This is a genomic window from Formosa sediminum (assembly GCF_007197735.1).
Lineage (GTDB): Bacteria > Bacteroidota > Bacteroidia > Flavobacteriales > Flavobacteriaceae > Formosa > Formosa sediminum.
This window is the reverse complement of sequence record NZ_CP041637.1, coordinates 2,878,899-2,905,230: the sequence shown is the minus strand read 5'-3', so window position 1 is coordinate 2,905,230 and position 26,332 is coordinate 2,878,899. Positions and strand designations below refer to the sequence as shown.

Sequence of the window (26,332 nt, the reverse complement as noted above, 5' to 3'; positions counted from 1 at the left end):
TAATTAATATATTTAGGACGATTAAAGGTACGAAATTATCGTTAAACTGCACTATTTGTATTAAAATATTAATTAACAATTTTATATAATATTATATATTTATACCATGAAATGGGAAACTGCATTAAAAGATTACCTATTATTCTTAAGGATAGAACGCGGATTATCAACTAATTCTGTGCATAGTTATGGGCTAGATGTAAAGAAATTAATAACATATTTAGAAGATAAAGTTATTAACATTTCGCCTATTAAAATTACACCAAATATTATTCAAGAATTTGTTTACAACGCCGCAAAACACTTAAATGCACGATCTCAAGCTCGTTTAATTTCTGGACTTCGTAGTTTTTTTGATTATTTAGTTTTTGAAGATTACCGAACTGATAATCCATTAGAATTGATTGAAACTCCAAAAATTGGAAGGAAGTTACCGGACACATTAAGTGAAAAAGATATAGATGATTTAATTGGAGCAATAGACTTGTCGACTAATGAAGGTGAGCGTAATCGGGCCATGCTAGAAACATTATACAGTTGTGGTTTACGTGTAAGCGAATTAACACATTTAAAATTGTCTGATTTGTATTTTGATGAAGGATTTATACAGGTTACTGGTAAAGGAGATAAACAGCGTTTTGTACCTATAGTTGCATCCACAATTAAATACATTACAATATATATTGAACAGGTTCGATCGCATTTAAACATACAAACTGGACATGAAGATACTGTGTTTTTAAACCGAAGAGGCAGACAACTTACGCGTGCTATGATATTTACGATAATTAAACAGCTAGCAATAAAAATAAATCTGAATAAAAACATTTCGCCTCATACCTTTAGACATTCTTTTGCTACACATTTACTTCAAAACAATGCCGATTTAAGATCAATTCAACTGTTATTAGGACATGAGAGTATTACAACTACCGAAATTTATGTGCATTTAGATAAAAAGCATTTAACCGAAGTTGTTGAAAAATTTCATCCTAGAAAATAAAAAAGGTTCAGATGTACACCTGAACCTTTTTGTTGTAACAAATTAATATGTTTTGTTAATTATTTTTTTAACCATGCTTTACGCAATTCTATTTGTTTTGCAGTTGCTTCTGGATTTGGTTTTAATAATTTTCCGGTAGTATAAGATGTAGTTAAATTACTTTTAACAATTACTTCTTCTCCATTTCTATCTAAAACCACAGTAATTGGTTCTCCTTCTTGCATAGAAATTGTTTTCATAAGTATATCGTTAGCATTAGTAATGGTCATGTCTTCACCATTTATACTTTTAATAACATCATTTGGTTGTACACCTAAATCGTTCCAGAAGCTATTATCTTTTACTAATTCGCTAAAGAATATAGTTTTTTTAATTGGATCGCCTCCAAGAATTAAATTACCATTATTTAATAAAAAGTTAGTTTCAACTTTACCATCTGCTTGTATTAAACCAACTTTATTAAAATATACATTATAATCTATTGGTGTTGTACCTTGAACGTGTGTTTTTAAAAACTCACCTACAGCTGGATACGTCATTGCTGTAATTTCATCAATAATAGTATCGTCATTAAATGGTTTGTTTTTTCCATATTTCATAGACAATTCTTTCATTAAAGATAATACACTACGTTGTCCGTTACTTTCTTCTCTCATTATAATATCTAAACACATACCTATTAAAGCACCTTTTTGATATACGTTATAATAGTTAGAAGCATAAGGTTCTTCAATAACGTTTTCACTCATTTTGGTAAAACTCATAGTATCGTCCATGCGTAACGACATTCCTATTTTATCCATTAATGTAGAGTAAAATTCAGTTTCGTCTACTAGGCCTTCTGTAACTTGAAATAGTGTAGCAAAATATTCTGTTATTCCTTCATACATCCATAAATGTTTAGAGAATGTAGGTGTGTTATAATCAAAATAATGTACATCTTCAGAATGCACACTTAAAGGCGTTACAATGTGAAAAAACTCGTGAGAGACTACATCTATCATACTGTCGTCTAAAGCTGCTTCAGAAGAAGCTTCTTGTAAAACCACAACTGTAGAAGTATTGTGTTCTAGGGCACCAAATCCTTTAGGTTGATCTTCTCCTTCGCCTGCTAAATACAAGTAAATATCATACCGCGACGTGGTATTAATATCGCCTAAAAATGTTTTTTGAGCTTGCATCATTTTCTCCATTGTTTGGCGTAATTTTTTAGCAGTATGGGCTTTTGTTGGAGAATATACACTTAAAACTACTTTAATATCTCCTACCTGAAACTCTTCTACATCTAGATTACCATACATCATTGGGTTATCTGTAATATCAAAATATCTAGGTGCCACATAGCTGGTTGTTACAATGCTTCCATCTTCACTTAGTGCTTCATTTGTTTTTTGTAATGCAGACGTACGTTTAAAATCTTCTGGAGCAGTAACATCTAACGTATATTGGTTTTTCTTTAAAGAATCGAAATACCCTATAAAACCGTGTAAATTTAAAACATAGTTGTCCGGCTCTATATTTGTACCTGAAGGTGAAAATGGTTGTTCTCCTCCTATTCCACCTTTTTCTTCAATATCAAAAGTGTCGTTAACATAATAGGTAATATAATCTAGATTTGTTGCATTTGCTATAGCCCAAGAATTTACATCTATTTTTTCAGTAGGAATTTCTACACCATCGTAGTTAAATGCTTTAAAATCGTCAATATATTTCCCAAAGTCACTAACAGAATAAGTTCCTTGTACAACACGTGGTAATCTATAAATTACTGTATCTTGAGTAAAACGTCCTGGATTTATAGTAACTGGAGCTTTGTCGTTTACAACTTTAGTAAGGTTAATAGAGGTTGCAATTGGTGTGGTTTCTGCTGCATCATTCTTAGACACTTTTTTAGTCGAGCCGCAACCTACAAGTACCACACTTGCAAAGGCTAAAGCCATAAATTGATTTTTCATGAATTTTATTTGTTTTCTTTATTGGTATTTCAAAATTACAATCTGTTACAAAAAAACAATATAACTTTTTGTTAAAAGAATATATGATAAACAGAGACCGATTAAGTTTTTAATTGAATTTTAAATTTTTATTATTAATTATGTCTGCAATTAGTATCTTTGACAAACATATTTTAGGAATGCAGTTTAAACACCCAGAACTTCTTTACGCTCTTTTTTTATTAATTATTCCTATTATTATTCATTTATTTCAGCTTCGTAGATTTAAAATAGAGGCTTTTACAAATGTTGCCATTTTAAAAACAATTTCACAACAAACACGTAAAAGTTCACAATTAAAAAAATGGTTACTTTTACTTACACGGTTACTTTTACTTGCGTGTGCTATATTAGCTTTTTCTCAGCCTTTTACATCCAAAAAAAACACTATAAATAGTGCGAAAGAAACTGTAGTTTTTTTAGATAACTCGTTTAGTTTACAACAACGTGGGCCGCAAGGTAATTTGTTTGATCGTGCTATACAGGATTTAATTTTAGAAACAGATTTTAATAAAACGATCACCTTAGTAACCCATGATGCGGTGTATAAAAACACCACTATAAATGCCATACAAAATGATTTGTTACAGCTCTCTTATACAACAAATCCTTTGTCTTATAACGCTGCTGTGTTAAAAAGTAAATCATTATTTAGCAACACATCTGCCACACAAAAACAACTTGTTTTTATATCAGATTTTCAACAGTTAGAGTCTCCTTTTTCAATTCCTGAAGACACATTAATTCAGGTTAATTTAGTTAAACTTACACCAACTAATACTAATAATATTGCTTTAGATAGTGTATATATTTCTAAGAGTGATCCGTTACAAACAGAATTAACTTTAACCTTAAAAAATTATGGCGAACCTGTAGAAAATGTATCGATTGCATTACATAATAATGATAAATTAATAGCAAAATCTGCAGTATCGATTGTAGAACAAGCAGAAACTCAATTTACCATTCCTAGTAAAACTGTGATAAATGGTGTTTTTAGTATTGAAGATTCTGGTTTACAATTTGACAATACGTTATATTTTAATATTAATACACCTTCTAAACTTAATGTATTAAGTATTAGTGAAAGCGACGATGCTTTTTTGAGTAAAATTTTTACTCCAGACGAATTTAATTTCACGTCTACATCTGCACAAAACCTTAATTATAATAGTATTGAAACGCAGCATACAATTATTTTAAATGAGCTTAAGGACATTTCAAACAGCTTAATTAATGTATTAAAGACGTTCACAGATCAAGGCGGAACATTAATTGTTATTCCTTCTACTCAATTAAATACAAGTGCATATAGTACTTTACTTGCTAATTATAACACCAGATATAAAACCTTATTTAATTCTGAAAAACGTATTACATCTATAAATTATTCGCATCCTATTTATAAAAATGATGTATTTGAAAAACAAGTTCAAAATTTTCAATATCCAAAAGTTAGTCAGTTTTATACTGTAAATGAAGCTGCCGGAAGTGCGGCTTTAAGTTTTGAAGATGGTTCACCATTTTTAACGCAGTTTTCTAATCTGTTTTTGTTTACATCTCCTATAAATTCAGACGTGTCAAATTTTAAAAATTGGGCTATTATAGTTCCTACTTTTTATAAAATGGCTATGCAAAGTTTACAACATCCTAAATTGTTTTACACCATTGGTAATCTTAATAGTTTTGATATTGATGTTACACTAAATCAAGATGAAATTTTATCTATAGAGAATTCCAATACAAACTTTATTCCTCAGCAACAATACTTTAATAAAAAAGTGAGTATCACTACACAAAATAATCCAGAACAAGCTGGTATTTATAGTGTAAAAAACAAGTTAGAAACGCTTAAAAATATAAGTTTTAATTACGATCGAAAAGAAAGTAAATTAGAATATCAGGACATTTCTACACTTAAACATGTAACTATTAGCAACTCAATACCGAGTCTTTTTGATACCTTAAAAAGTAATACAAAAATTAACGAGCTATGGAAATGGTTTATTATTTTTGCATTGGCCTTTTTGATGCTTGAAATGCTCATCTTAAAATATTTTAAATGAACGTACTTATAAAATCTGCAACTATTATTGATACTAACAGTGAGTTTCACAATAAAACTCTTGATATTTTAGTAGAACAAGGCAGTATTTCCAACATTGGAACTTCTTTAGAAAATCCAAACAATTATCAAGAAATTACATTAGACAATTTACATGTATCTCAAGGTTGGTTTGATAGTAGTGTAAGTTTTGGTGAACCTGGATTAGAAGAACGTGAAACAATTGCTAACGGATTAAAAACTGCGGCGTATTCTGGTTTTACTACTGTAGCATTAAATGCAAATAGTAATCCTGTTATAGACTCTAATAGTGATATTACATTTGTAAGTAGTCGTGCATTAGGACACGCTGTTAATGTATTGCCAATTGGCGCTTTAACCAAAGCAAGTAATGGTATAGATTTAGCAGAATTATACGACATGAAAACTGCTGGAGCTGTTGCATATTACGATTATAAAAAGCCCATTAGTAATGCAAACCTCATGAAAATTGCCTTACAATATGCAAGTAATTTTAATGGATTAGTTTGCTCTTTTCCTCAAGATAATGGTATTGCTGGAAAAGGTGTGATGAATGAGCATATAACCAGCACCACTTTAGGATTAAAAGGTATACCAGCTTTAGCCGAAGAATTGCAAATTGCTCGCGATTTGTTTTTATTAGAATATACTGGAGGTAAACTTCACATTCCAACGGTCTCAACAGCAAAATCTGTAGCGCTTATTAGAGCAGCTAAATTAAAACAATTAGATGTTAGTTGTAGTGTAGCTATTCATAATTTATACTTTAATGATAGTGTTTTACAAGAGTTTAATACGCATTATAAGGTGTTACCCCCTTTACGTATAAACAGTGATGTAGAAGCATTACTTGCTGGAGTTAAAGACGGTACTATCGATATGGTTACTAGCGATCACAATCCGTTAAATATTGAAGAAAAGAAAGTAGAATTTGATTATGCTGCTTATGGTACTATAGGTTTAGAAAGTGCCTTTGGAGCATTACATAACTTATTTTCACTAGAACAAACTATTGCTTTATTAACTCAAGGAAAACAGCGTTTTGGTGCAGAGAGTACAACTATTAATGTAGGGAATATTGCAAATTTAACTTTATTTAACCCAGATTCTCAATATATATTTACAACTCAAGACATCATATCCAAATCCAAAAACGCCATTTTTGAAGGCGAAAAATTAAAAGGAAAAACCTACGGAGTATGTAATAATAACCAATTGGTATTAAACACAAAATAATGATAAAACAAACCGTTAATGAAGGTAAAAATTTAGCCGTAATTAGTTATTTAACTTTTGTAGGATTAATTATTGCTATAATTATGAATCTTGAAAAACGCAATACATTTACTTCATTTCATATCAGACAAATGTTAGGGTTGGTAATTATGCTTTCTATCTCTCAACTTGTAGAAAAATATTTAAATAGTTGGTTAGGTACTGTATGTTGGTTTATAACTTTTGCTTGTTGGCTCTATGCTTTTTACCATGTAATAATGGGACAAAAGAAACTTGTTCCATATATTGGTGAATATTTTCAAGAATGGTTTAGAAACGTTAGATAGATGAAAGATTTAAGTTTATATCACATAACAAGACCTTCTTCATTGAAGGCCAACGCTCCCCTATTAATTATGTTTCATGGTTATGGTAGCGATGAAAACGATTTATTTGCATTTGCATCAGAATTACCACAAGAATTATATGTAATTTCAGTGCGTGCACCTTTTGCAATGCAACCATATGGCAACGCTTGGTATGCTATTAATTTTGATGAAGAAAACGGAAAATGGAGTGACGACGAGCAAGCTAAAACGTCTAGAGATTTAATAGCAACATTTATAGATGAAGTGATTGAGCATTATCCTGTAAATAAAGATAATGTCACACTTTTAGGATTTAGTCAAGGAAGTATTTTAAGCTATGCTGTAGCTTTAACTTATCCTGAAAAAGTTAATAATATTATAGCTTTAAGTGGTTACATAAATTCTGCGATTATCCCTACAAATCACAATACAGATGATTATAAGCATTTAAATTTTTTCTGTTCACATGGCAGTGTAGATCAGGTAATACCTGTAGATTGGGCAAGAAAAACACCTGCTGTGTTAGATGGGTTACATATTAAGCATGAATATCATGAGTATCCTGTAGGACATGGTGTAGCGCCTCAAAATTTTCACGATTTTAAAACATGGTTATCTAAGTTAATTTAGATTAACAATTAAATAAAAAAAGTCTCAATAAGTTATATGTATTGAGACTTTTAAATTTATATGTAATACAATTATCTTAACGGATACAATAAGGAGTCTATCACTTCAAAAGTAACTTCATTCTGGTTAATCACTTCGTATTTTACAAGTAATTCACCCCAGAATATACCATCAGAAAAATCAGTAATTAACCATTTATGGTTTAAGACTTTTATAGAATTTATTAACATAGATTTTCCTTCGTTTGCTGCATAAGGGATTAAAGGATTTCCTCCCTTTACATTATTATTGTAGATGGCATCTTTTATAAATGGTATCAAGGTATCTACATTTAATCCTTTATTTTCAAAATAAGTAATAGCATCTTCATTATTTTCAATATTAAAATGCGATAATTCAAAAATCTTATCTTCTAATACCGTAATAGAATCTGTTAATGTTTCTACTCTTGCATTACTTTTTTCAATAGTTCTAATGTCATCTTCAAAAACATTCTTCGAATTTACATATTGAAATAAAATTAGAAGTAATGAAAAAATAAAGAGGTACATAAAAATTCTCTGCTTCATTATATAATTATTTGGAGGTTGTCGTAGGCTAAAAACACATTTTCAGGTAATTCTTTTTCGGTAGTTTCATGAAAACCGAGTAAATGACTAATATGTGTTAAGTAAGCTTGTTCTGGATTTACTTTAGAAATAAAATTTAAAGCTTCTTCAAGATTAAAATGAGAAATATGCGGTTCTTTTCGTAATGCATTTACTACTAAAACTTTTACACCTTTAAGCTTTTCTATTTCAGCATCGTCAACAGTTTTCATATCTGTTAAATACGCAAAATCTTTAAATCGAAATCCAAATACTTGTAGTGTATTGTGCATTCCATTAATAGGAACAACATCTAAATTTTTAAGTTTAAATGGAGCGTTAATAATGTTATGCGGGGTAACATTTGGAGCTCCTGGATATTTGTTTTCGGTAGTAAATATATAATTAAAACGTACAGCTAATCCATCTAAAACACGTTTGTGTCCATAAATATCAATATCGCCTTGTCTAAAAAAGAAGGGTCTAATATCGTCTAAACCAGCAGTATGATCGGCATGTTCATGAGTAAATAAGATTCCATCAATTTTTTGAACGTTATTAGTTAGCATTTGTTGTCTAAAATCAGGACCACAATCAATAACGTATGTAAAATCGTCCCATTCAATTAAAGCCGACACGCGTAGTCGTTTATCTTTAGGATCTTGACTTAAACAAACGGGATGATTACTACCAATTATTGGGATGCCTTGAGATGTTCCAGTACCTAAAAAAGTAATTTTCAAAACGGTTAAAGATTTACTACAAAAATAGACTTATTTTTTTGTTTCGAAGGCTAATTTAATACCTTTGTATGAGACACACATACTAATCTACATTTATACATGGAAATCACCCTGATAGGAGACAAAAAGATTGAAGATATCCCTTCATTAAAGGCGAAAGCACTTCGAATCAATTTAAATGAAAACATTTATGGTACGTTTGCAGAGATTGGGGCCGGTCAAGAAACCGTTAGACATTTTTTTAGAGCTGGTGGTGCCTCGGGAACTATAGCAAAAGCGATGTCTGCTTATGACAAATCTTTTAGTGATGCGGTATATGGCGTTGAAGCTGATGGCCGATATGTAACAGAGGCGCGTTTGATGAAAATGCTTGAATACGAAATTAAATTAATTGAAGAACGTATTACACGAGATAAACATCCTAATAAAATGTTTTTTTCATTTGCAAATACAGTTACTACTATTGATTTTGCAAAACAATTTAAAGGTCATGGTTGGGTTGGCATACGTTATCAAGTCGAGCCAGATCAAGAATATAACGAAATTACACTTCACCTAAGATTTAAAGAGACTGATGCTAGATTGCAACAAGAAACTCTTGGTGTTTTAGGAACTAACTTAATTTATGGTGCATTTTATAAATATAACGAACCAAAAAAATTATTACGATATTTATACGACCATTTAGATAAAGATCAATTAGAGATTGATACCATTAATTTTTCTGGACCAATTTTTGAAAATGTAGACAACCGTTTAATGAGTTTACAATTAGTAAAAAATGGAATGACAGATGCTGTAATGTTTGATCCGGACGGAAACAATGTGTTACCAGCACGTGTATTATATAAGAAAAACATTTTAGCATTACGTGGTAGTTATAGACCAGTAACTAAGGTAAACATGGATTTATTTCATAAGTCGTACGACATGTTTATTAAAGAGAATAAAGTTGATGAGAATAATACAAAAGTTATTTTTGAGATTACATTATCCAATTTAAGGGCTGAAGGTGAAATTGATGAACAAGATTTCTTAGATCGTGCTAAACTATTATGTTCTTTAGGACAAACGGTTTTAATTTCCAATTTTCAAGAATATTATAAGTTGGTTGAATACTTCTCACAATACTCTAAAAACCGTATGGGATTAGCCATGGGAGTAAATAACCTTATAGATATTTTTGATGAGAAATATTATCGTCATTTAAGTGGAGGTATTTTAGAAGCCTTTGGTAAATTATTCTTTAAAGATCTTCGTGTGTATCTGTACCCAATGACCGATGAAAATGGTAAAATTACAGATAGTGAAAATCTAAAAGTACACCCACGTATGAAAGAATTATATAAATTCTTTAAATACAATGGTAAAGTTGTAGATATTTCAGATTACGATCCAACGATTCTTTCTGTATTTTCTAGAGAAGTCCTCAAGAAAATAGCAACCAATGAACCAGGCTGGGAAAATATGTTACCTGAAGGTATTGCCAACTTAATTAAACAAAAACGATTATTTAGCTGTAATCCGGATAATGTAAGAACAGAAAAATAATACCTACATTATATATAAATAGAAAGCGAACTTATTTTTTGAAATGTGTTCGCTTTTTTTGTAAGTTTTAAAATAATTGTATTTTATTTTACATTCTGAAAAATATATACTTCGGTAGCACCAACACCATATTTCTGATAATTAGCATCGTAATATTTTAAATTATCGTAGCGATTAAAAAGGTATTCTAATTCTGTTCTTAAAACCCCTTCTCCTACGCCATGAATAAATACAATTTTTTGTATTCTGTGTTTTATAGCGTATTCTAATTTATGCTTTGCGGTATCTAATTGAAGGGTTAGCATATCGTAATTACCCATATTTTTAGTAGATTTTGTTAGGTTATGGATATGTAAATCTACTTCCATAGTAGGCTCAAAACGCTCTTTGGGTTTAACTCGTACTGATTTTTTAGGTTTATATTCTTCTTTTTCTGAAATAACTTCACTTAAAGAACTCGCATTAAAAAGTTGTGCATCAATTTGAGTGTCTGTTTTTATTTTAATAAGTTCATGAGACTCAAAATTTAAAACAAAGCCTTCTGAAGTTTCCACGGAAACCGTACTACCTGAAATTTTTAAGACTGTTCCGGACATATTTTCGTCTAAAACAGAAACTGTATCTCCTTTCTTAAATCCCATTTTTATTAATCTTCACTATTTAAATTATCTTCTTGATCTTTTTTACTTGGTATGGTTTGAGAAATTTTAAACACTCCAAAAAGTAAACTACAAATGCCTAAAATTAAAAGGTAAGTATGTTCTGCATCATCTACTTTTGCGTACATAGATACTATTATACCGAATATAATAAATATATAATTTAAGGTTTGGGACGATTTCATAAATTTTAATTTAATTTTCAAAATTACAATTTTATATAATTTAGTTTCTAAATCTTCACTATAAATTACATCTTTATAATACTATATTTGTAATTCAAACCCAACACTTATGTTATCTCCAGAAGATTACATGCTACCATGTTTAACAAAAAAATATTTAGGTTACGACTGTTTAGGTTGTGGTTTACAACGAGCTGTGGCCTTAATTTATCAGGGTAATTTTGTTGCGGCGTTTAAAATGTATCCTGCAATATATACCCTTATTTTGTTGGGTGTTTTTTTACTTTTAAATGCTTTTAAAACACTAAAACACCAAGAATCTATCAAAAAATGGCTTTTTATTATTAATATCGTTATTATTGTAATGAGTTATATTATAAAACTTTCAACTACTAACCTTTAATACTTTTATGGAAAGAACTTATTTAAAAACAACAACAATTTATGTACTATCAATTTTAGGCTTGCTATGTTGTTGCATTGCTGGTATTGGTGTTATTCCATCAGGAATAGCTTTTTATATGGCTAATAACAGCTTAAAAGATGTCGAATTAAACCCTGATGGCTATGATAATATAGAAGGGATGAATACTGCTAAAACAATAGCTTTAGTAATGTTAATTATAAACGGATTGTATTTAATATATTCTATTTATAGTATTGCAACTGCAGATTGGGACTTGGTTATAGAGCAATTTCAAAAAGGAATGGAAGAAGGCGGATACGAATTTTAATACCCTATAAGCCATTGATATAAAAAAAAGCGATTCTTATTTAAGAATCGCTTTTTTAGTTTAAATGTATGTTGAAAATTTACTTTTCAAATTGCTTTAAAGTTTTAATTATAATAGAGACACAGTCTAACAATTGTGTTTTATCCATCACTAAAGGTGGAGCAAATCGAATAATGTTACCATGTGTTGGTTTTGCTAATAACCCGTTATCACGAAGAGCCAAACAAATATTCCAAGCGGTATCGCTATTTTCATCTTCATCTATTACAACTGCATTTAATAAACCTTTTCCTCTAACCAACGTTGCAATAGAACTTGTTTGTATATATGTTTCTAATTCACTTCTAAAGAGTTGTCCTAGAGTTTCGGCATTTGCTGCAAGTTCTTCATCTTGTACCACAGTTAAAGCCGCAATAGCAACTGCTGCTGCAATAGGATTTCCGCCAAAAGTACTACCGTGATTTCCTGGCTTAATAACATTCATAACTTGATTATCTGCCAACACTGCACTTACTGGGTATGCACCACCACTTAATGCTTTACCTAGAATTAATACATCTGGTTTTACATTTTCATGATTTACAGCCAATAATTGTCCTGTTCTTGCAATACCAGTTTGTACCTCGTCTGCAATAAATAAAACATTATATTTTTCGCATAAAGCTTTTGCTTTAGATAGGTAGCCTTCACTTGGTACATATACACCCGCTTCGCCTTGTATAGGTTCTACTAAAAACCCAGCTACATTTGGATTGTCTTGTAAAGCTGTTTCTAGTGCTTGTAAATTATCATATTCGATTTTAATAAATCCGTTTGTAAAGGGACCGAAATTTTCGCGTGCAACAGGATCATTAGAAAACGAAATAATTGTTGTAGTACGTCCATGAAAATTATTTTCACATACTATAATTTCTGCATCATTTTCTTTAATTCCTTTTACCTCATATGCCCACTTTCTACAAATTTTCAAAGCTGTTTCTACAGCTTCGGCACCTGTATTCATAGGTAATAATTTATCGAAACCAAAATATTCGCAAGCGAATTTCTCATATTTGCCCAACATATCATTATAAAACGCACGAGAAGTTAATGTTAATTGCTGTGCTTGCGCTATCATAGCTTCCACAATTTTGGGATGACAATGCCCTTGATTTACTGCAGAATATGCCGATAAAAAGTCGTAATATTTTTTGCCTTCAACATCCCAAACATAAACGCCTTCACCTTTAGTTAACACTACAGGAAGTGGATGGTAGTTGTGTGCACCATATTGGTTTTCTAAGTCTATTGCTTGCTGTGAAGTTAATTGGTTTAATACAGCCATTTTAATATATTTTAAATTGATAATTAGCTATTCCTACATTCTCACTTTTTATTATATTAAAGTAGTATTGAGATGGAGAGAAATCATCCATTAAAGGAATTGCAAATTACTAAATATAAAAGCTGGATAGAAATATTAATCTAAGATTTTTAATTTGTTATACTTTATATTCATTTAAAATTACAAATCCTTTCTAAAAAATATGTGAAGTCGTATAAACAAAAGCGAAAAACACCTTATTTTTGCCGCATGTCTAGAAGAAATAGAAAACAAGTTTTTACAAATATAGAAGTCCTTGATGCAGGAGCAAAAGGGAAAACCATTGCAAAATCGCCAGATGGTGCGGTTATTTTTTTACCAAATGCAGTACCTGGCGATGTGGTAGATATTCAAACCTATAAAAAGCGTAAAGCCTACTACGAGGGTAAAGCTACGATTTTTCATAAATTGTCTGATAAACGTACAACACCTGCTTGCGAGCATTTTGGTGTATGTGGCGGTTGCAAATGGCAGGATATGGATTATAAATACCAATTGTTTTACAAACAAAAAGAAGTTGAAAACAATTTACGCCGTTTAGGTCATATAGAATTGCCTGAAGTTACACCTATTTTAGGGTCTGCAAAACAGTATTTTTACAGAAATAAAATGGAGTTTTCATTTAGTAATAGCCGTTGGTTAACATTAGATGAAATTCAATCTGATGAAGATTTAGGAGATAAAAATGCACTCGGATTTCATATTCCAGGCATGTGGGATAAAATTTTAGATTTAAACAAATGTCATTTACAAGCAGACCCGTCTAATGCAATTAGAAACGCCGTTAAAGCATTTGCTGTAGAAAACAATTTAGAGTTTTTTAATACCAGAAATCAAACGGGTTTATTACGTACCTTAATGATACGTACAGCATCTACTGGTGAGTTAATGGTACTTATTCAATTCTTTAAAGAAGATAAAGCAAAGCGTGAATTACTGCTAAATTATCTTACAGAAACGTTCTCTGAAATTACATCCTTATTATATGTTATTAACGGTAAGGCTAATGATACGATATACGATCAAGATGTATTATGCTTTAGTGGACGCGATCATATTTTTGAAGATATGGAGGGCTTAAAGTTTAAAATTAATGCGAAATCGTTTTATCAAACAAATTCCGATCAAGCATACGAATTATATAAAGTTACTCGTGAATTTGCAGGGTTAACAGGAGAAGAACTTGTTTACGATTTATATACAGGGACAGGTACTATTGCTCAATTTGTGGCCAAACAAGCCAAAAAAGTTGTAGGTGTAGAAGCTGTTCCAGATGCTATTTTAGCGGCTAAAGAAAATGCAAAAGCTAATAATATAGACAATGTAGATTTCTATGTTGGAGACATGAAAAATGTTTTTAATACGCAGTTTATAAATACGCATGGGCATCCAGATGTTATAATTACAGATCCGCCACGAGATGGTATGCATAAAGATGTGGTGCAAATGCTATTGGATGTAGCGCCAAAAAAAATAGTATATGTAAGCTGTAATAGTGCCACTCAAGCTAGAGATTTAGCCCTAATGGAAGCTGTTTATAAAGTTACTAAAGTACAAGCTGTAGATATGTTTCCGCAAACACATCACGTAGAAAATGTTGTACTTTTAGAAAAAAGATAAGTCAATCATGAAATATTCTTTTATAACCATTCTTTTACTCGCTTTATGTTTTTCAGCTTGTGAAAAAGATGATATTTGTTCTAATGATACCGAAACTACACCTCTTTTAATTATTCGGTTTTATGATGTTACAAATCCAAATACAGATGAATTATTAGATGTTACAAATTTAGTTGTACAAGGTGTTGGTAATGATTCGGTGTTAACAGATTACAATATTGTAGCAACCGATTCTATTGCGATTCCGCTTAAAACCACTGAAAACAGCACGCAATATTCGCTTTACGAAGAGTATGTACTTAATGATAATGATACACCAGATGATGAAAGCGACGATTATGTTACTGGTAATGAAGATATTATTACAATAACATACGACATGGAGCAAGTTTACGTTTCTCGTGCATGTGGCTATAAAACAGTGTATAGAAACGTAAGTATTAATTTAGAGTCAGATAGTGATAATTGGATACAATTAATACGATCTGTAGACGATAACCAATCTGTAGAAGATGAAACAGAACAGCATTTTAAATTTTATCATTAGTACATGTATTTGTATGTTTCTTTTTAATGCCACTGCTATGGCACAAAACGATAGTATAAAACAGGCGACTAAAGATTCAATTAAAATAAAAGAAAAATACGGTTTACGTATTGGTGTAGAACTAAGTAAACTTGCACGAACAGCTTTTGAAGAGGATTACGAAGGTTTTGAAATTATGGGAGATTATAGACTCTCTAAAAACTTATATATTGCTGGAGAATTTGGGGCTGAGAATGAAAATACCAGTACCGATTATTATGATGTAACAACCAAAGGAACCTATTTTAAAGCAGGTATAGATTATAATGCATACCAAAATTGGTTAGACATGAAAAATATGATTTACAGCGGTTTACGTGTAGGTGCTAGTACTTTTAGTCATACTCTAAATAATTATACTGTATATACCGAGGATCAATATTGGGCACCACAATTTTCTAGTTCCGATTCGGAAGAGTTTAGTGATTTGTCTGCGCTATGGATAGAGCTTATAGCTGGATTTAAAGTAGAGATTGCAACTAACTTATATCTCGGTGCACGCGTTGAACTTAAGGTTTTAATGTCGCAACAAGAACCCGACAATTTTGAGAACCTTTACATTCCTGGATATTATAAAACTTACGATAGTGTAGATATTGGTTTTGGGTATGGCTACTCTTTAACCTATTTAATTCCGCTCTTTAAAAAAGATAAATAATAGCCGTTTTTGACTGTATCAAAGCAAACTTTAACACGTTCACTTCATTTTGCAGTTCGTGTTTTTTTGTTGGTTAATTAATGTTTAATTTTAATCATAATATTAATCTAAAATATATTTAACCATGAATAATTTAAAGAAATTAATTACAATTTTATCTATTGTATGTATCGCAAGTTACAGCTCTGCTCAAACAGAAAAAGATAAAGAAATTATAAAAGATGCAGAAGTTGCTAAAGAAACGTTACTTAAAACGACACCAGAATTAAAAAACTTTTTTGATAAAGCTGCAGGATACGTAATTTTCCCGAATGTTGGAAAAGGCGGATTTATAGTTGGAGGTGCTTCTGGTAATGGAGTACTTTATAAACAAGGAGGTATGGAATTAGGAATGGCTAGTCTTAAAAAAGTTAACATTGGTTTACAAGCCGGTGGTGAAGCTATAATAGAAGTTATTTTCTTTGAAACCAATACCGAGTTGGAAGAATTTCAGAAAGGTAAATTTAAATTTGATGCTGGAGCCTCTGCAACTGCTATTAAATCTGGAGAATCTTTTAATGCAAAATACTCAGAAGGTGTTGCTGTATTTACACAAACTAAAGGAGGCTTAATGGCAGATGCATCTGTTGGAGGGCAAAAATTTAAATACACTCCATTTAAATAAATAATATTTTCTTTTTAAATATAAAAAAAAGCAAGTGGTTACACTTGCTTTTTTGCTTTTTTACTACCTTCATACATAACGTATTTTACAAATCTAGACTCTAACTTGGCATTAAAAAGTTTAATTTTTCTTGAAGGTCTTAACCCTACACATTTTAAAGCATCCAGATTAGACGTTATTAACCATGCATCTGTACCTGGGTAATTTTGTTTTAGAGTATCTCCTATTTTACCATAAAATTCTTCCATTTCAATATTTAATCGTTCACCATAAGGTGGATTAAATAACATGTGTAATTTCTCATGTCCTGCTTTTTGTGTTTTAAAGAAATCTTCATGCTTAATGGTTATAAATTCATCTAAATGTGCATTTTTAACATTCTCTATAGCTTTTGTAACTGCCGAAGGTGACTTATCAAAACCTATAATGCGATGATGAAAATCTCGTGTTTTAGATAGTAAAGATTCTTCAATTTTTTCAAACAAATCAACATCCCAATCTTCCCAACGTTCAAAAGCAAATTCTTTACGCATTAAATTAGGCGGTATGTTACAAGCAATCATTGCCGCTTCTGCTAAAATAGTTCCTGATCCACACATAGGGTCCATAAAATCACTTTGTCCATCCCATCCCGAAAGCATAATTAATCCTGCGGCTAAAACTTCATTAATTGGTGCTATGTTAGTGGCAGTTTTATAGCCACGCTTATGTAAAGAATCTCCAGAAGTATCTAAAGAGACGGTACATTTCTGTCTATCTATATGTATATTAATTTTTAAATCAGGAAATTTTAAATCTACACTTGGTCTTGTGCCTGTAGTATTTCTAAATTTATCTACTATGGCATCTTTTGTTTTCTGAGCAATATATAAAGAATGCGTAAATACAGTAGAGTTTATAGTTGCATCTACCGCTAATGTACCTGTGGGTTTTAAATAATCTTCCCATTGCATTTTATAGATGTTGTCATAAATATCTTGCTCGGTAACGACACGAAACGTTCTAATTGGTTTTAATATTTTAATAGCAGTTCTTAAAGACAAGTTTGCTTTATACATAAACCCTTTGTCTCCAGTAAAACTTACGTTCCTTACTCCTATTTCAACATTTTGAGCGCCAAGTTGAGTTAACTCTTTAGCCAATAGCTCTTCAAAGCCAAATAAGGTTTTGGCAACCATTTTAAAATTATTCTCCATTATTTACTTTAAATAGAAGACAAAAATACAGTATTTTTGCACCCTACATAGTTTAGAGATGATAAAAGATAACACAACTTGGTATGTATCGTGGTTTGATACGCCTTTTTACCATATTTTATATAAAAACAGAGACGATCGTGAAGCCCAAGTATTCATGGATAATTTAACTCGTTATTTAAATATAGACGAAAATGGTAAAATTTTAGATCTAGCTTGTGGTAAAGGTAGACACTCAATTTATTTAAACTCTTTAGGATATCATGTTATCGGAGCAGATTTATCTGAAAACAGTATTGAATATGCTAAACAATTTGAGAATGATACCTTACAGTTTAAAGTTCATGATATGTGTAAACCTTATCCAGATACTTTTGATGCTGTTTTTAATTTATTTACAAGTTTTGGGTATTTTGAAAAAGATGAAGATAATTTAGATACCATTAAAGCGATAAAAAGTGATTTAAACGATTATGGGATTGGTGTTATTGATTTTATGAACACAGAGTATGTCATTAAACATTTAGTACCTGAGGAAACTAAAGTCATTGATGGCATTACATTTAATTTAAAACGCTATGTTGAAGATGGATATATTATAAAAGATATCTCTTTTATCTTTGAAAGTAAGGCATATAACTATCAAGAACGTGTAAGAGCTTTTACTCTAGAAGATTTTGAAGCGCTTTTTGAAGCTGCAAATGTTCATTTAATTGAAATTTTTGGGAATTATAAATTACAAAAATTTGATGTTAAAACATCAGAAAGATTAGTCATGCTTTTTAAATAATGAATTCGTATTTACTACCTATTATAGCCGTATGTATTGGTATTATGTTAGCCTATTTTGGCAAATCTAAACCTGCATTTAACATCAAGTTATTATTGTCTTTTAGTGGTGCATTTCTATTAGCTTTAACACTTTTTGAATTGCTTCCAGAAGTCTATCATCATCTAGAGTCTAAACAAACTGGGTTATTTATCATGTTTGGAATACTCTTACAAATCGTGCTAGAATACTTTTCCAAAGGTGCAGAACATGGCCATGTACACATACACAAAAACGATGTCTCTTTTCCTTGGTTACTATTTATTAGCTTATGTATTCATAGTTTTTTAGAAGGCTTTCCGATACACAAACATAGCGATATGATTTATGGCGTATTAATACATAAAATACCTATAGCTACATTAATTACTACATTTTTAATTCAATCGCATTATAATAAAAAACAAATTTTGGGATTCCTTATTTTATTTGGAATTATGACGCCATTAGGTACATTTGTCTCTAATCATATAACTTTAGTGGAAAATTATATTTACCATATTAATGCTATTGTTATAGGTATATTTTTTCATATCTCTACAACCATCTTATTTGAAAGTAATGAAGATCATAAATTTAATTTAACCAAATTAATCTCTATTTTAGCAGGTGTTGCTATTGCTTACGCAGTATAAATTATGTTTAGTAAAGAAGAATCAAGACAATTAAGAGAACTATTTTGGACTAGTTTTGGGAAATCATTTCCAAAAAAATGGATATTGTACGATACTAAAATTAAAGGCTTTAGTTTTAAATTTCATTTTGATACTAAAACGGCTTGTGTAGCTTTAGATGTTGAAGAAGATTTAGAATCCAGAATTAAGTATTGGGAAAGGTTAGAATCTTTAAAATCAATTTTAAAAGCCGATTATTTACCTGATGCTATTTTTGAAGAAGAATTTATTTTAGATAATGGTAAAGAAATATCTAGAATATATGTACAATTAAATGAGAAGGTTTCAATACATAATAAAAATTCTTGGCAAATCGTAATGACGTTTTTTAATGAAAACATGTCTAAATTTGAATCGTTTTTTGAAGATTACGAAGACATTTTAAAAGACTAGATGACATGTAAAAAAATCATTAAAAAATGACTAACAGCACCAGCTAATACAAAAAGATGCCAAATTACATGATTAAAGGGTATTTTTTCAAATGCAAAGAAAACAATTCCAACGGTATAAAATAAACCACCTGCAACAAGTAAATTAATACCTTCTGGACCAATAACTTCACTTAAATTAGAAAAATCAAAAATTATAAGCCATCCCATTATTAAATAGAGAAGCGTAGAGAATATTTCGAATTTACCAGTGAAAAACAGCTTTAATATGAGTCCAAATGCAGCTATCCCCCACACCACCCAGAATAAATTCCAGCCTAAACTATCTTTAAGTGCTATTAAAAGAATGGGAGAATACGTTCCTGCAATTAGTAAGTAAATACTTATATGATCAAAAATTCGTAAATAGTGTTTATAAGAGGTTTTAGTAACAGAGTGATATAATGCAGAAGCCGTAAATAATATAATAATAGAACAGCCATATACTACTACACTAAAAATGGTCCATCCTGTATTTTGTGTATTATAAAACAATAAAAGTCCCAGCCCAACAAGCCCTAAAAGTGCTCCAAAAGCATGAGTAATCGTGTTTAGTTTTTCTTCTAAAGGCGACTGAATACTCATTATTTTACCGTTTTTAATCGTTCAGCCCATTTGTTTTCAGCCTCATAAAAATCGAATTCTAATACAGAATTCTGACGTTCTAATCTTCCATTTTGAAAACTACGCTGTAAAATATCTTCTATAAAATAATCTTCTTTAGAAGCCATGGGATCAAATTCTTCTTTCAGTGAAATATCAAAGAGTTTTGCCGTATTATTAAACCAAAAAGCACGCCAGCCGCTTCGTAAATCTTTAATCAAATCGAATGTTGTGACACCGGTTTGTCTATGTATAAGTTTTACTAAAATTTGACCTTCTGTTCGAGTCATTTTCTTTAATTCTGCAGTAAACTCGTCTTCTAAATAATCTTGTACTTGTTTAATATATTTTTTCTGATCACGTTTTTTATCTAACTTTTCTAAGCGAAGCGTTAAAGTTTGTAAACGATCTGCAGCCAGTTTAGCATACGGGTATACTTTTAGTGTTTTTCGGCGTAAAATAATATATTGAATATGCTCTTTTTTATCAATAAAATTAATTTTATTAAGAATTAAAACTTCATCTAAATCAATACTTTTTCTAAAAATTGAATCGCCTTCTAATTTTACATACGTATCCTCTATACTATCTTGATTAGTATCAAAGTTTTGAGCCCATAAAAAACAGGGACAAAGTAGTGCGAAATATAATAGGTTTTTCATACAAATAGTCAAGCCAAAAACTATTCCAAAATTAATAATTTACATGGCTTTAAACATTTTAATCGCATTAATATTATTATTTTTATCCAAAATTTTTTACACATGGCAAATAAAACAATATTAAATAAAAAATCATTAGACTTTTTAGAATCTTATTTAAATAATGCGGCCCCAACGGGCTACGAATGGACTGGGCAAAAGCTATGGATGGATTATTTAAAACCTTATGTAGACGAGTTTATTACCGATACTTACGGCACTGCCGTAGGTGTTATAAATCCAGACGCTCCTTATAAAGTTGTTATTGAAGGCCATGCAGATGAGATTTCTTGGTATGTTAATTATATTTCTGATAATGGCTTAATATATGTTATTAGAAATGGAGGAAGTGACCATCAAATAGCACCAAGTAAAATAGTAAATATCCATACTAAAAAAGGCATTGTAAAAGGTGTATTTGGATGGCCAGCTATTCATACTAGAGATAAAGCTAAAGAAGAAACGCCTAAACCAGATAATATAACGATAGATGTTGGTGCAAAAGATAAAGAAGAAGTAGAAAAAATGGGTGTTCATGTGGGTTGTGTGATCACTTATCCAGATGAATTTCACGTATTAAATGGCGATAAATTTGTATGTCGTGCTCTAGATAATAGAATGGGCGGATTTATGATTGCTGAAGTGGCTCGTTTATTAAAAGAAAATAAAAAAGAACTTCCTTTTGGTTTATACATTACAAACTCTGTGCAAGAAGAAATTGGTTTACGTGGTGCAGAAATGATTACCCAAACCATTAAACCTAATGTTGCTATTGTAACAGATGTAACGCATGATACTACCACTCCTATGATTGACCGAAAAAAAGAAGGTCATTTAGAGCTTGGTTTAGGTCCCGTTGTTGCTTATGCTCCAGCTGTACAACAAAAATTAAGAGATTTAATTACAGATACTGCAGAAGCTAAAGACATTCCTTTTCAACGCTCTGCTTTGTCAAGAGCTACTGGTACAGATACAGATGCTTTTGCTTATAGCAATGGTGGTGTAGCCTCTGCTCTAATATCATTACCGTTACGCTATATGCATACTACAGTAGAAATGGTACACCGTGAAGATGTTGAAAATGTAATTAAACTTATTTACGAAACACTTTTAAATATTAAAGACGGAGAAACGTTTAGTTATTTTAAATAAAATAATTTTAGTTAAAGCCTCGGAAAATTCTGAGGCTTTAATTTACATTTAAAGTATGGATGAACTTATAGATATAGTTACTAAAGAAGGACAACCAACAGGACAAATTGCTTTAAAGTCCGAAATTCACAAAAAAGGGTTGTATCATAATACAGCTCACCTTTGGTTATATACTACAGCTGGAGAAATTTTATTGGCACAGCGCAGTTATAAAAAAGCCATATGTCCTGGTATGTGGGATGTTTCCGTTGCTGGACATGTAGATGCAGGAGAAACTATCGAAACAGCAGCGATAAGAGAAACTAAAGAAGAACTAAGTTTAGATTTGCAAACTACAGATTTAAAGAAAATAGGTGTGTTTCCGTGTTTTCAAAATTATGATTCTGGCATTCAGGATAATGAATTTCATCATACCTACATTGCCAAACTACCTGTAGATATAACGTCGTTAAAACCCCAAGAAGACGAAGTTGAAGCTTTGCAATTAGTGACCGTTAATACTTTTAAAACACTTTTAGAACATAGTGAAACTAATGCATATTTTGTGCCATCTAATAAGGCTTATTATTTACAAGTATTAAAGGCTATTCAAGACAGTATTTAGCCTAAAATTTAAGCAATTAAGTTTGTTCTGTATAGTTCAGAACGCTCAATTTATTATAAGTATTATTAAAAAAAACATACTAATTACTAGATTAGATTTTTTTATATCTATAGTTACCTAATAAACTTTATATTGTGTTGGTTTAAAATCTCTATATAATTTAGTATGAATTTACTGCTTGTGGCACTCGCTCCTATTGTTACCATAATTATCTATATATATAATAAAGATATGTATGAAAAAGAGCCTAAAATATTATTATTTTATAATTTTATTCTTGGTGCGGTGATAAGTGTTATTATAACAACCATAATATCTTTGCTCTATAATTATACTTTAATTTTAGATGATTATAGTATCACACATCAATTTATTAATGCTTTTTTAGTAGTTGCATTAACCGAAGAATTTAGTAAATATGTTATAGTGCGCTATTTTTCACAACCCAATAAAGATTTTAACGAACCCTTTGACGGAATTATGTACGCCGTAATGGTATCTATGGGTTTTGCTGCTACAGAAAATTTATTATATGTTTATCAAGGTGGGATACAATCTGGTATTTTACGTGCATTTACGGCTGTCCCAGCACATGCAAGTTTTGCAATAATTATGGGATATTTTATGGGAAAAGCAAAGTTTTCAAAACACAGAATTAAGTATAATTTATTAGGATTATTACTAGCTATGCTATTTCATGGAACTTACGATTTTTTTCTTTTTATTGATTTTATACCAGGGATTTGGACTGGCGCCTTTGTTTCCTTACTACTTGGTATTTGGTTCTCAATTAAAGGAATAAAAAAACATCAAGAGAAATCATATTTTAAATAATAGTACTATCTTTATTTCCCGAAAATACCATTAGATGAACACGATGAAGAACACAATTGCAGATCGCGTTGCCGACTTTATAAAAAATTTTCCTCCTTTCGACCTACTAGATAAGGAGCAACTCTTAGATATTTCTAAAGAGGTAAAAATCAAATATTTAGACAAAGAAAATGTAATATATAATATTAACGATCCCCTACATGACCAATTTTATATGATATATAAAGGGGCCGTTAAATTAAAAAAATATATCAACGAAAAACTAGAAACCATTGATCAGTTTGATGAAGGAGATGTCTTTGGATTACGCCCTTTGTTTGCAAAAGAAAATTATGCTATAAATGCAGTTACAGAAGAGGAAACAATTTTATATTGTATTCCTATTGAAATGTTTAATCCGTTTATAGATCATAACAAAAAAGTACGTCAATATTTAATTGAAAGCTTTGCATCAAACACAGAAAACCCTTTCTCTAATGAATTTCAAAAGAAATTATTAGATGACGATGTAAAATTAGATTTCACTAAAGATATGTTTGAGATGCAACCCGTTCGTCTCATTAAAAATGTGATTACTACAAAACAAAGTTCTAGTATAAAAGATGCCGCAAAATTAATGTCCGCAAATAATGTGGGGTCTATTATTATTGAAGAAAAAGGTTGTCCTATTGGTATTATTACAGATAAAGATTTACGCGTACATGTCGCTACAGGAAATTTTGCTATAACAGACGATGTTTCAAAAATCATGAATAGTCCTGTAAAGTGTTATAAGAAAAATATAACCATTGCACAGGCACAAATCACCATGATGAAACACAAAATCAATCAGATTGTGGTGACTAAAGATGGTACTCCAGATACCAAAATACTTGGTGTGTTCTCTGAGCATGACATAATTGTTATGAAAGGTACCAACCCGTCTGTATTAATGAAGGCCATAAAACGTTCTAATTCTACTAAAGAATTAAAACGTATCCGTGAAAAAATAATGATGTTGTTAGAAGGTTATATTCAACAAAATATTCCGTTAACACACATTAATAATATCATTTTCGAACTTAATGATGCTACGATTAAACGTGTAATAGAGCGTTGTGTAGAAAAAATGGATCAGGCTCCACCAGTTAAATTTGCTTGGATGTCTATAGGAAGCCAAGGACGAAAAGAGCAATTGTTGCATACCGATCAAGATAATGCCATTGTTTTTGAAAATACAGACGATGATCATTTAGAAGAAGTAAGAACATATTTCTTAACGCTAGCTAAAAAAGTAAATAAACGTTTAAAAACAATAGGATTTGAGTTTTGCCCTAGTGAAATGATGGCAAAAAATCCTAAGTATTGCTTGAGTATAGACGAGTGGGAAAATCAATTTTCAGCCTGGTCTAGAGAAACCGAAGAAGAAGAATTGCTACTATGCTCTATTTTCTTTGATTTTAATTTCACGTATGGCGAGCAGTCATTAATTACGCAACTTACAGATCATGTAACCGAAATCACAAAAGGAAATTTAATATTTCAATCTAAATTGGGTGCATGTTCACTACGTAATCCATCACCATTAGGCTTTTTTAGACAGTTTTTAGTAGAACAAGATGGAGAACACAAAGACCATTTCGATTTAAAAAAGCGAGCAATTATGCCTGTTACAGATGCAGGACGTTTACTCGCCATACACTATCAAATTATAAATATTAATAATACAGCAGAGCGTTTTGAAAAATTGGCAGAACTTATGCCTGAAGATGAAGAATTATATTATTCTTGTGCTTACGCCTCAAAAGCATTATTAAAATTTAGAACTAAACATGGTCTTAGACACCATAATAGCGGCCGATTTATTGCTTTAGCAGAACTCTCTAAAGAAGAAAAAATGAAACTTAAACGTTGCTTTAAAGCTGTAGCAAAAGTGCAAGAACTAATTAAGCTTAAATTTAACTTAAAGAATTTTATTTAATGAAATGGCTTTTTAATAAAAATGAGAACTCGTATCCTGACTATTGGACGCGTTATAATGCTTGTTTTTTAGATGCTAAGCCAATAGATATAAATACAGCTACATATGTTGTTCTAGATACAGAAACTACAGGTTTTAATTACGACAAAGATAAAATTCTTTGTATAGGAGCCGTTAAAATTATTGACGGAAGTATAGATATTAGCACGGCTTTTGAAATCTACATTAAACAAGATTATTTTGATGAAGATAGTGTTAAAATTCACGGCATAATCAAAAATGAAAGAATAGAAACGGTCTCTGAAGAAGAGGCCGTTGTTATGTTCTTAGAATATATAGAAGATGCCATTTTAGTCGCCCATCATGCCTTCTACGATATTACCATGATAAATAAAGCTCTGCAACGTTTAGAGCTTCCAAAATTAAAAAACAGTGTAGTAGATACGATGTTTATTTACAAAGCAACTCGTACCAACTCAACTACTATAGATGCAAAGAAAAAGTATACTCTAGACGAATTAGCAGAAAATTATGATATCGATTTAAGCGATAGACATAATGCTGCTGGAGATGCTTTAATTACAGCACTTGCTTTTATAAAAGCTGTTTCTTTTTTAGTTAAAAATAAAAATTACACATTAAAAGAGTTATTAACTCATAAATAACTCTATATCAAATCCTTAAAATTACGGTGTTATTTGT

General features: G+C 30.7%; 29 protein-coding genes. 20 read left to right on the top strand and 9 right to left on the bottom strand.

Annotated features, from left to right (window positions below; all coding sequences use genetic code 11):
* Nucleotides 1-106 precede the first annotated feature (106 nt).
* Nucleotides 107-1,003, top strand: a complete 897-nt coding sequence (xerD, locus tag FNB79_RS12720) for a site-specific tyrosine recombinase XerD (protein WP_143381664.1) — start codon at nt 107-109, stop codon at nt 1,001-1,003.
* Between the two features lie 59 nt (nt 1,004-1,062).
* On the opposite strand, the gene FNB79_RS12715 is transcribed toward xerD, so the two are convergent.
* Nucleotides 1,063-2,958, bottom strand: a complete 1,896-nt coding sequence (locus tag FNB79_RS12715) for a M61 family metallopeptidase (protein WP_143381663.1) — start codon at nt 2,956-2,958, stop codon at nt 1,063-1,065.
* A 140-nt stretch (nt 2,959-3,098) separates the two neighbouring features.
* Here FNB79_RS12715 and FNB79_RS12710 point away from each other — a divergent pair, with 140 nt between their 5' ends.
* Genes FNB79_RS12710 through FNB79_RS12695 form a run of 4 tightly spaced genes read left to right on the top strand, consistent with a single transcriptional unit; the run spans nt 3,099 to nt 7,296 of the window.
* Entirely contained in the window at nt 3,099-5,063 is a 1,965-nt protein-coding gene (locus FNB79_RS12710) for a BatA domain-containing protein (RefSeq protein ID WP_246073275.1), read from the top strand.
* Nucleotides 5,060-6,319 (top strand): dihydroorotase, encoded by a 1,260-nt coding sequence (locus FNB79_RS12705; RefSeq protein WP_143381662.1) that lies wholly within the window; start codon nt 5,060-5,062, stop codon nt 6,317-6,319. The genes FNB79_RS12710 and FNB79_RS12705 overlap by 4 nt, the downstream gene beginning before the upstream one ends.
* Nucleotides 6,319-6,645, top strand: coding sequence for a hypothetical protein (locus FNB79_RS12700; RefSeq protein ID WP_143381661.1), 327 nt, complete (start codon nt 6,319-6,321; stop codon nt 6,643-6,645). The genes FNB79_RS12705 and FNB79_RS12700 overlap by 1 nt, the downstream gene beginning before the upstream one ends.
* On the top strand, nt 6,646-7,296 hold the full coding sequence (locus tag FNB79_RS12695) for an alpha/beta hydrolase (protein ID WP_143381660.1): 651 nt from the start codon (nt 6,646-6,648) through the stop codon (nt 7,294-7,296).
* Nucleotides 7,297-7,367: 71 nt separating this feature from the next.
* Here the strand turns inward: FNB79_RS12695 and FNB79_RS12690 are convergent, their stop codons facing one another.
* Nucleotides 7,368-7,865, bottom strand: a complete 498-nt coding sequence (locus FNB79_RS12690) for a hydrolase (RefSeq protein WP_143381659.1) — start codon at nt 7,863-7,865, stop codon at nt 7,368-7,370.
* Nucleotides 7,865-8,626, bottom strand: coding sequence for an MBL fold metallo-hydrolase (locus tag FNB79_RS12685; RefSeq protein WP_143381658.1), 762 nt, complete (start codon nt 8,624-8,626; stop codon nt 7,865-7,867). Before FNB79_RS12685 ends, FNB79_RS12690 begins: the two co-directional genes overlap by 1 nt.
* A gap of 99 nt (nt 8,627-8,725) precedes the next feature.
* Between FNB79_RS12685 and FNB79_RS12680 the strand changes: the two genes are divergently transcribed.
* A complete protein-coding gene (locus FNB79_RS12680) occupies nt 8,726-10,177 on the top strand; it encodes a TonB-dependent receptor (protein ID WP_143381657.1) in 1,452 nt (483 codons plus the stop codon).
* 83 nt (nt 10,178-10,260) lie between these two features.
* Here the strand turns inward: FNB79_RS12680 and FNB79_RS12675 are convergent, their stop codons facing one another.
* Both FNB79_RS12675 and FNB79_RS12670 read right to left on the bottom strand, forming a co-directional pair.
* Nucleotides 10,261-10,818, bottom strand: a complete 558-nt coding sequence (locus tag FNB79_RS12675) for a Smr/MutS family protein (RefSeq protein WP_143381656.1) — start codon at nt 10,816-10,818, stop codon at nt 10,261-10,263.
* Between the two features lie 5 nt (nt 10,819-10,823).
* Entirely contained in the window at nt 10,824-11,021 is a 198-nt protein-coding gene (locus FNB79_RS12670; RefSeq protein ID WP_143381655.1) for a hypothetical protein, read from the bottom strand.
* Between the two features lie 109 nt (nt 11,022-11,130).
* Here FNB79_RS12670 and FNB79_RS12665 point away from each other — a divergent pair, with 109 nt between their 5' ends.
* A complete protein-coding gene (locus tag FNB79_RS12665) occupies nt 11,131-11,424 on the top strand; it encodes a DUF2752 domain-containing protein (RefSeq protein ID WP_246073274.1) in 294 nt (97 codons plus the stop codon).
* A gap of 7 nt (nt 11,425-11,431) precedes the next feature.
* On the top strand, nt 11,432-11,755 hold the full coding sequence (locus FNB79_RS12660; protein WP_143381654.1) for a CCC motif membrane protein: 324 nt from the start codon (nt 11,432-11,434) through the stop codon (nt 11,753-11,755).
* A 79-nt stretch (nt 11,756-11,834) separates the two neighbouring features.
* On the opposite strand, the gene rocD is transcribed toward FNB79_RS12660, so the two are convergent.
* A complete protein-coding gene (gene rocD, locus FNB79_RS12655; RefSeq protein WP_143381653.1) occupies nt 11,835-13,079 on the bottom strand; it encodes an ornithine--oxo-acid transaminase in 1,245 nt (414 codons plus the stop codon).
* Nucleotides 13,080-13,328: 249 nt separating this feature from the next.
* Here rocD and rlmD point away from each other — a divergent pair, with 249 nt between their 5' ends.
* From rlmD to FNB79_RS12635, 4 genes are all read left to right on the top strand, one after another.
* Entirely contained in the window at nt 13,329-14,738 is a 1,410-nt protein-coding gene (gene rlmD / locus FNB79_RS12650) for a 23S rRNA (uracil(1939)-C(5))-methyltransferase RlmD (RefSeq protein ID WP_143381652.1), read from the top strand.
* A 7-nt stretch (nt 14,739-14,745) separates the two neighbouring features.
* Nucleotides 14,746-15,285, top strand: coding sequence for a DUF6452 family protein (locus tag FNB79_RS12645; protein ID WP_143381651.1), 540 nt, complete (start codon nt 14,746-14,748; stop codon nt 15,283-15,285).
* A 37-nt stretch (nt 15,286-15,322) separates the two neighbouring features.
* On the top strand, nt 15,323-15,982 hold the full coding sequence (locus FNB79_RS12640; RefSeq protein ID WP_246073273.1) for a DUF6048 family protein: 660 nt from the start codon (nt 15,323-15,325) through the stop codon (nt 15,980-15,982).
* A 124-nt stretch (nt 15,983-16,106) separates the two neighbouring features.
* Nucleotides 16,107-16,646 carry a lipid-binding SYLF domain-containing protein gene (locus tag FNB79_RS12635; protein WP_143381649.1) on the top strand — a complete coding sequence of 180 codons (540 nt, stop codon included), beginning with the start codon at nt 16,107-16,109 and terminating at the stop codon, nt 16,644-16,646.
* Between the two features lie 38 nt (nt 16,647-16,684).
* Here FNB79_RS12635 and FNB79_RS12630 read toward each other — a convergent pair whose 3' ends face one another.
* Complete coding sequence (locus tag FNB79_RS12630) at nt 16,685-17,842, bottom strand: THUMP domain-containing class I SAM-dependent RNA methyltransferase (RefSeq protein ID WP_143381648.1); 1,158 nt, start codon at nt 17,840-17,842, stop codon at nt 16,685-16,687.
* Nucleotides 17,843-17,900: 58 nt separating this feature from the next.
* Between FNB79_RS12630 and FNB79_RS12625 the strand changes: the two genes are divergently transcribed.
* The 3 genes from FNB79_RS12625 to FNB79_RS12615 are packed head-to-tail and all read left to right on the top strand — an operon-like array spanning nt 17,901 to nt 19,738.
* Nucleotides 17,901-18,632 carry a class I SAM-dependent methyltransferase gene (locus tag FNB79_RS12625; RefSeq protein WP_143381647.1) on the top strand — a complete coding sequence of 244 codons (732 nt, stop codon included), beginning with the start codon at nt 17,901-17,903 and terminating at the stop codon, nt 18,630-18,632.
* Nucleotides 18,632-19,306: a ZIP family metal transporter gene (locus FNB79_RS12620; protein WP_143381646.1), complete on the top strand. Its 675-nt coding sequence runs from the start codon at nt 18,632-18,634 to the stop codon at nt 19,304-19,306. Before FNB79_RS12625 ends, FNB79_RS12620 begins: the two co-directional genes overlap by 1 nt.
* A 3-nt stretch (nt 19,307-19,309) precedes the next feature.
* Entirely contained in the window at nt 19,310-19,738 is a 429-nt protein-coding gene (locus FNB79_RS12615; protein WP_143381645.1) for a DUF4268 domain-containing protein, read from the top strand.
* Here FNB79_RS12615 and trhA read toward each other — a convergent pair.
* Together trhA and FNB79_RS12605 are read right to left on the bottom strand one after the other, a co-directional pair.
* Nucleotides 19,735-20,361 carry a PAQR family membrane homeostasis protein TrhA gene (gene trhA, locus FNB79_RS12610; protein WP_143381644.1) on the bottom strand — a complete coding sequence of 209 codons (627 nt, stop codon included), beginning with the start codon at nt 20,359-20,361 and terminating at the stop codon, nt 19,735-19,737. The two genes, FNB79_RS12615 and trhA, sit on opposite strands and share 4 nt — an antisense overlap.
* Nucleotides 20,361-21,041, bottom strand: a complete 681-nt coding sequence (locus FNB79_RS12605) for a DUF4294 domain-containing protein (protein ID WP_143381643.1) — start codon at nt 21,039-21,041, stop codon at nt 20,361-20,363. The genes trhA and FNB79_RS12605 overlap by 1 nt, the downstream gene beginning before the upstream one ends.
* 102 nt (nt 21,042-21,143) lie before the next feature.
* Here FNB79_RS12605 and FNB79_RS12600 point away from each other — a divergent pair, with 102 nt between their 5' ends.
* The 5 genes from FNB79_RS12600 (at nt 21,144) to FNB79_RS12580 (ending at nt 26,295) form a co-directional block, all read left to right on the top strand.
* On the top strand, nt 21,144-22,232 hold the full coding sequence (locus tag FNB79_RS12600) for a M42 family metallopeptidase (RefSeq protein ID WP_143381642.1): 1,089 nt from the start codon (nt 21,144-21,146) through the stop codon (nt 22,230-22,232).
* 55 nt (nt 22,233-22,287) lie between these two features.
* On the top strand, nt 22,288-22,836 hold the full coding sequence (locus FNB79_RS12595; protein WP_143381641.1) for an NUDIX hydrolase: 549 nt from the start codon (nt 22,288-22,290) through the stop codon (nt 22,834-22,836).
* 165 nt (nt 22,837-23,001) lie between these two features.
* Nucleotides 23,002-23,670, top strand: coding sequence for a PrsW family intramembrane metalloprotease (locus FNB79_RS12590; RefSeq protein WP_143381640.1), 669 nt, complete (start codon nt 23,002-23,004; stop codon nt 23,668-23,670).
* Between the two features lie 43 nt (nt 23,671-23,713).
* Nucleotides 23,714-25,630 (top strand): DUF294 nucleotidyltransferase-like domain-containing protein, encoded by a 1,917-nt coding sequence (locus FNB79_RS12585; protein ID WP_143381639.1) that lies wholly within the window; start codon nt 23,714-23,716, stop codon nt 25,628-25,630.
* On the top strand, nt 25,630-26,295 hold the full coding sequence (locus FNB79_RS12580; RefSeq protein ID WP_143381638.1) for a 3'-5' exonuclease: 666 nt from the start codon (nt 25,630-25,632) through the stop codon (nt 26,293-26,295). Before FNB79_RS12585 ends, FNB79_RS12580 begins: the two co-directional genes overlap by 1 nt.
* The last annotated feature ends 37 nt before the right edge of the window (nt 26,296-26,332 follow it).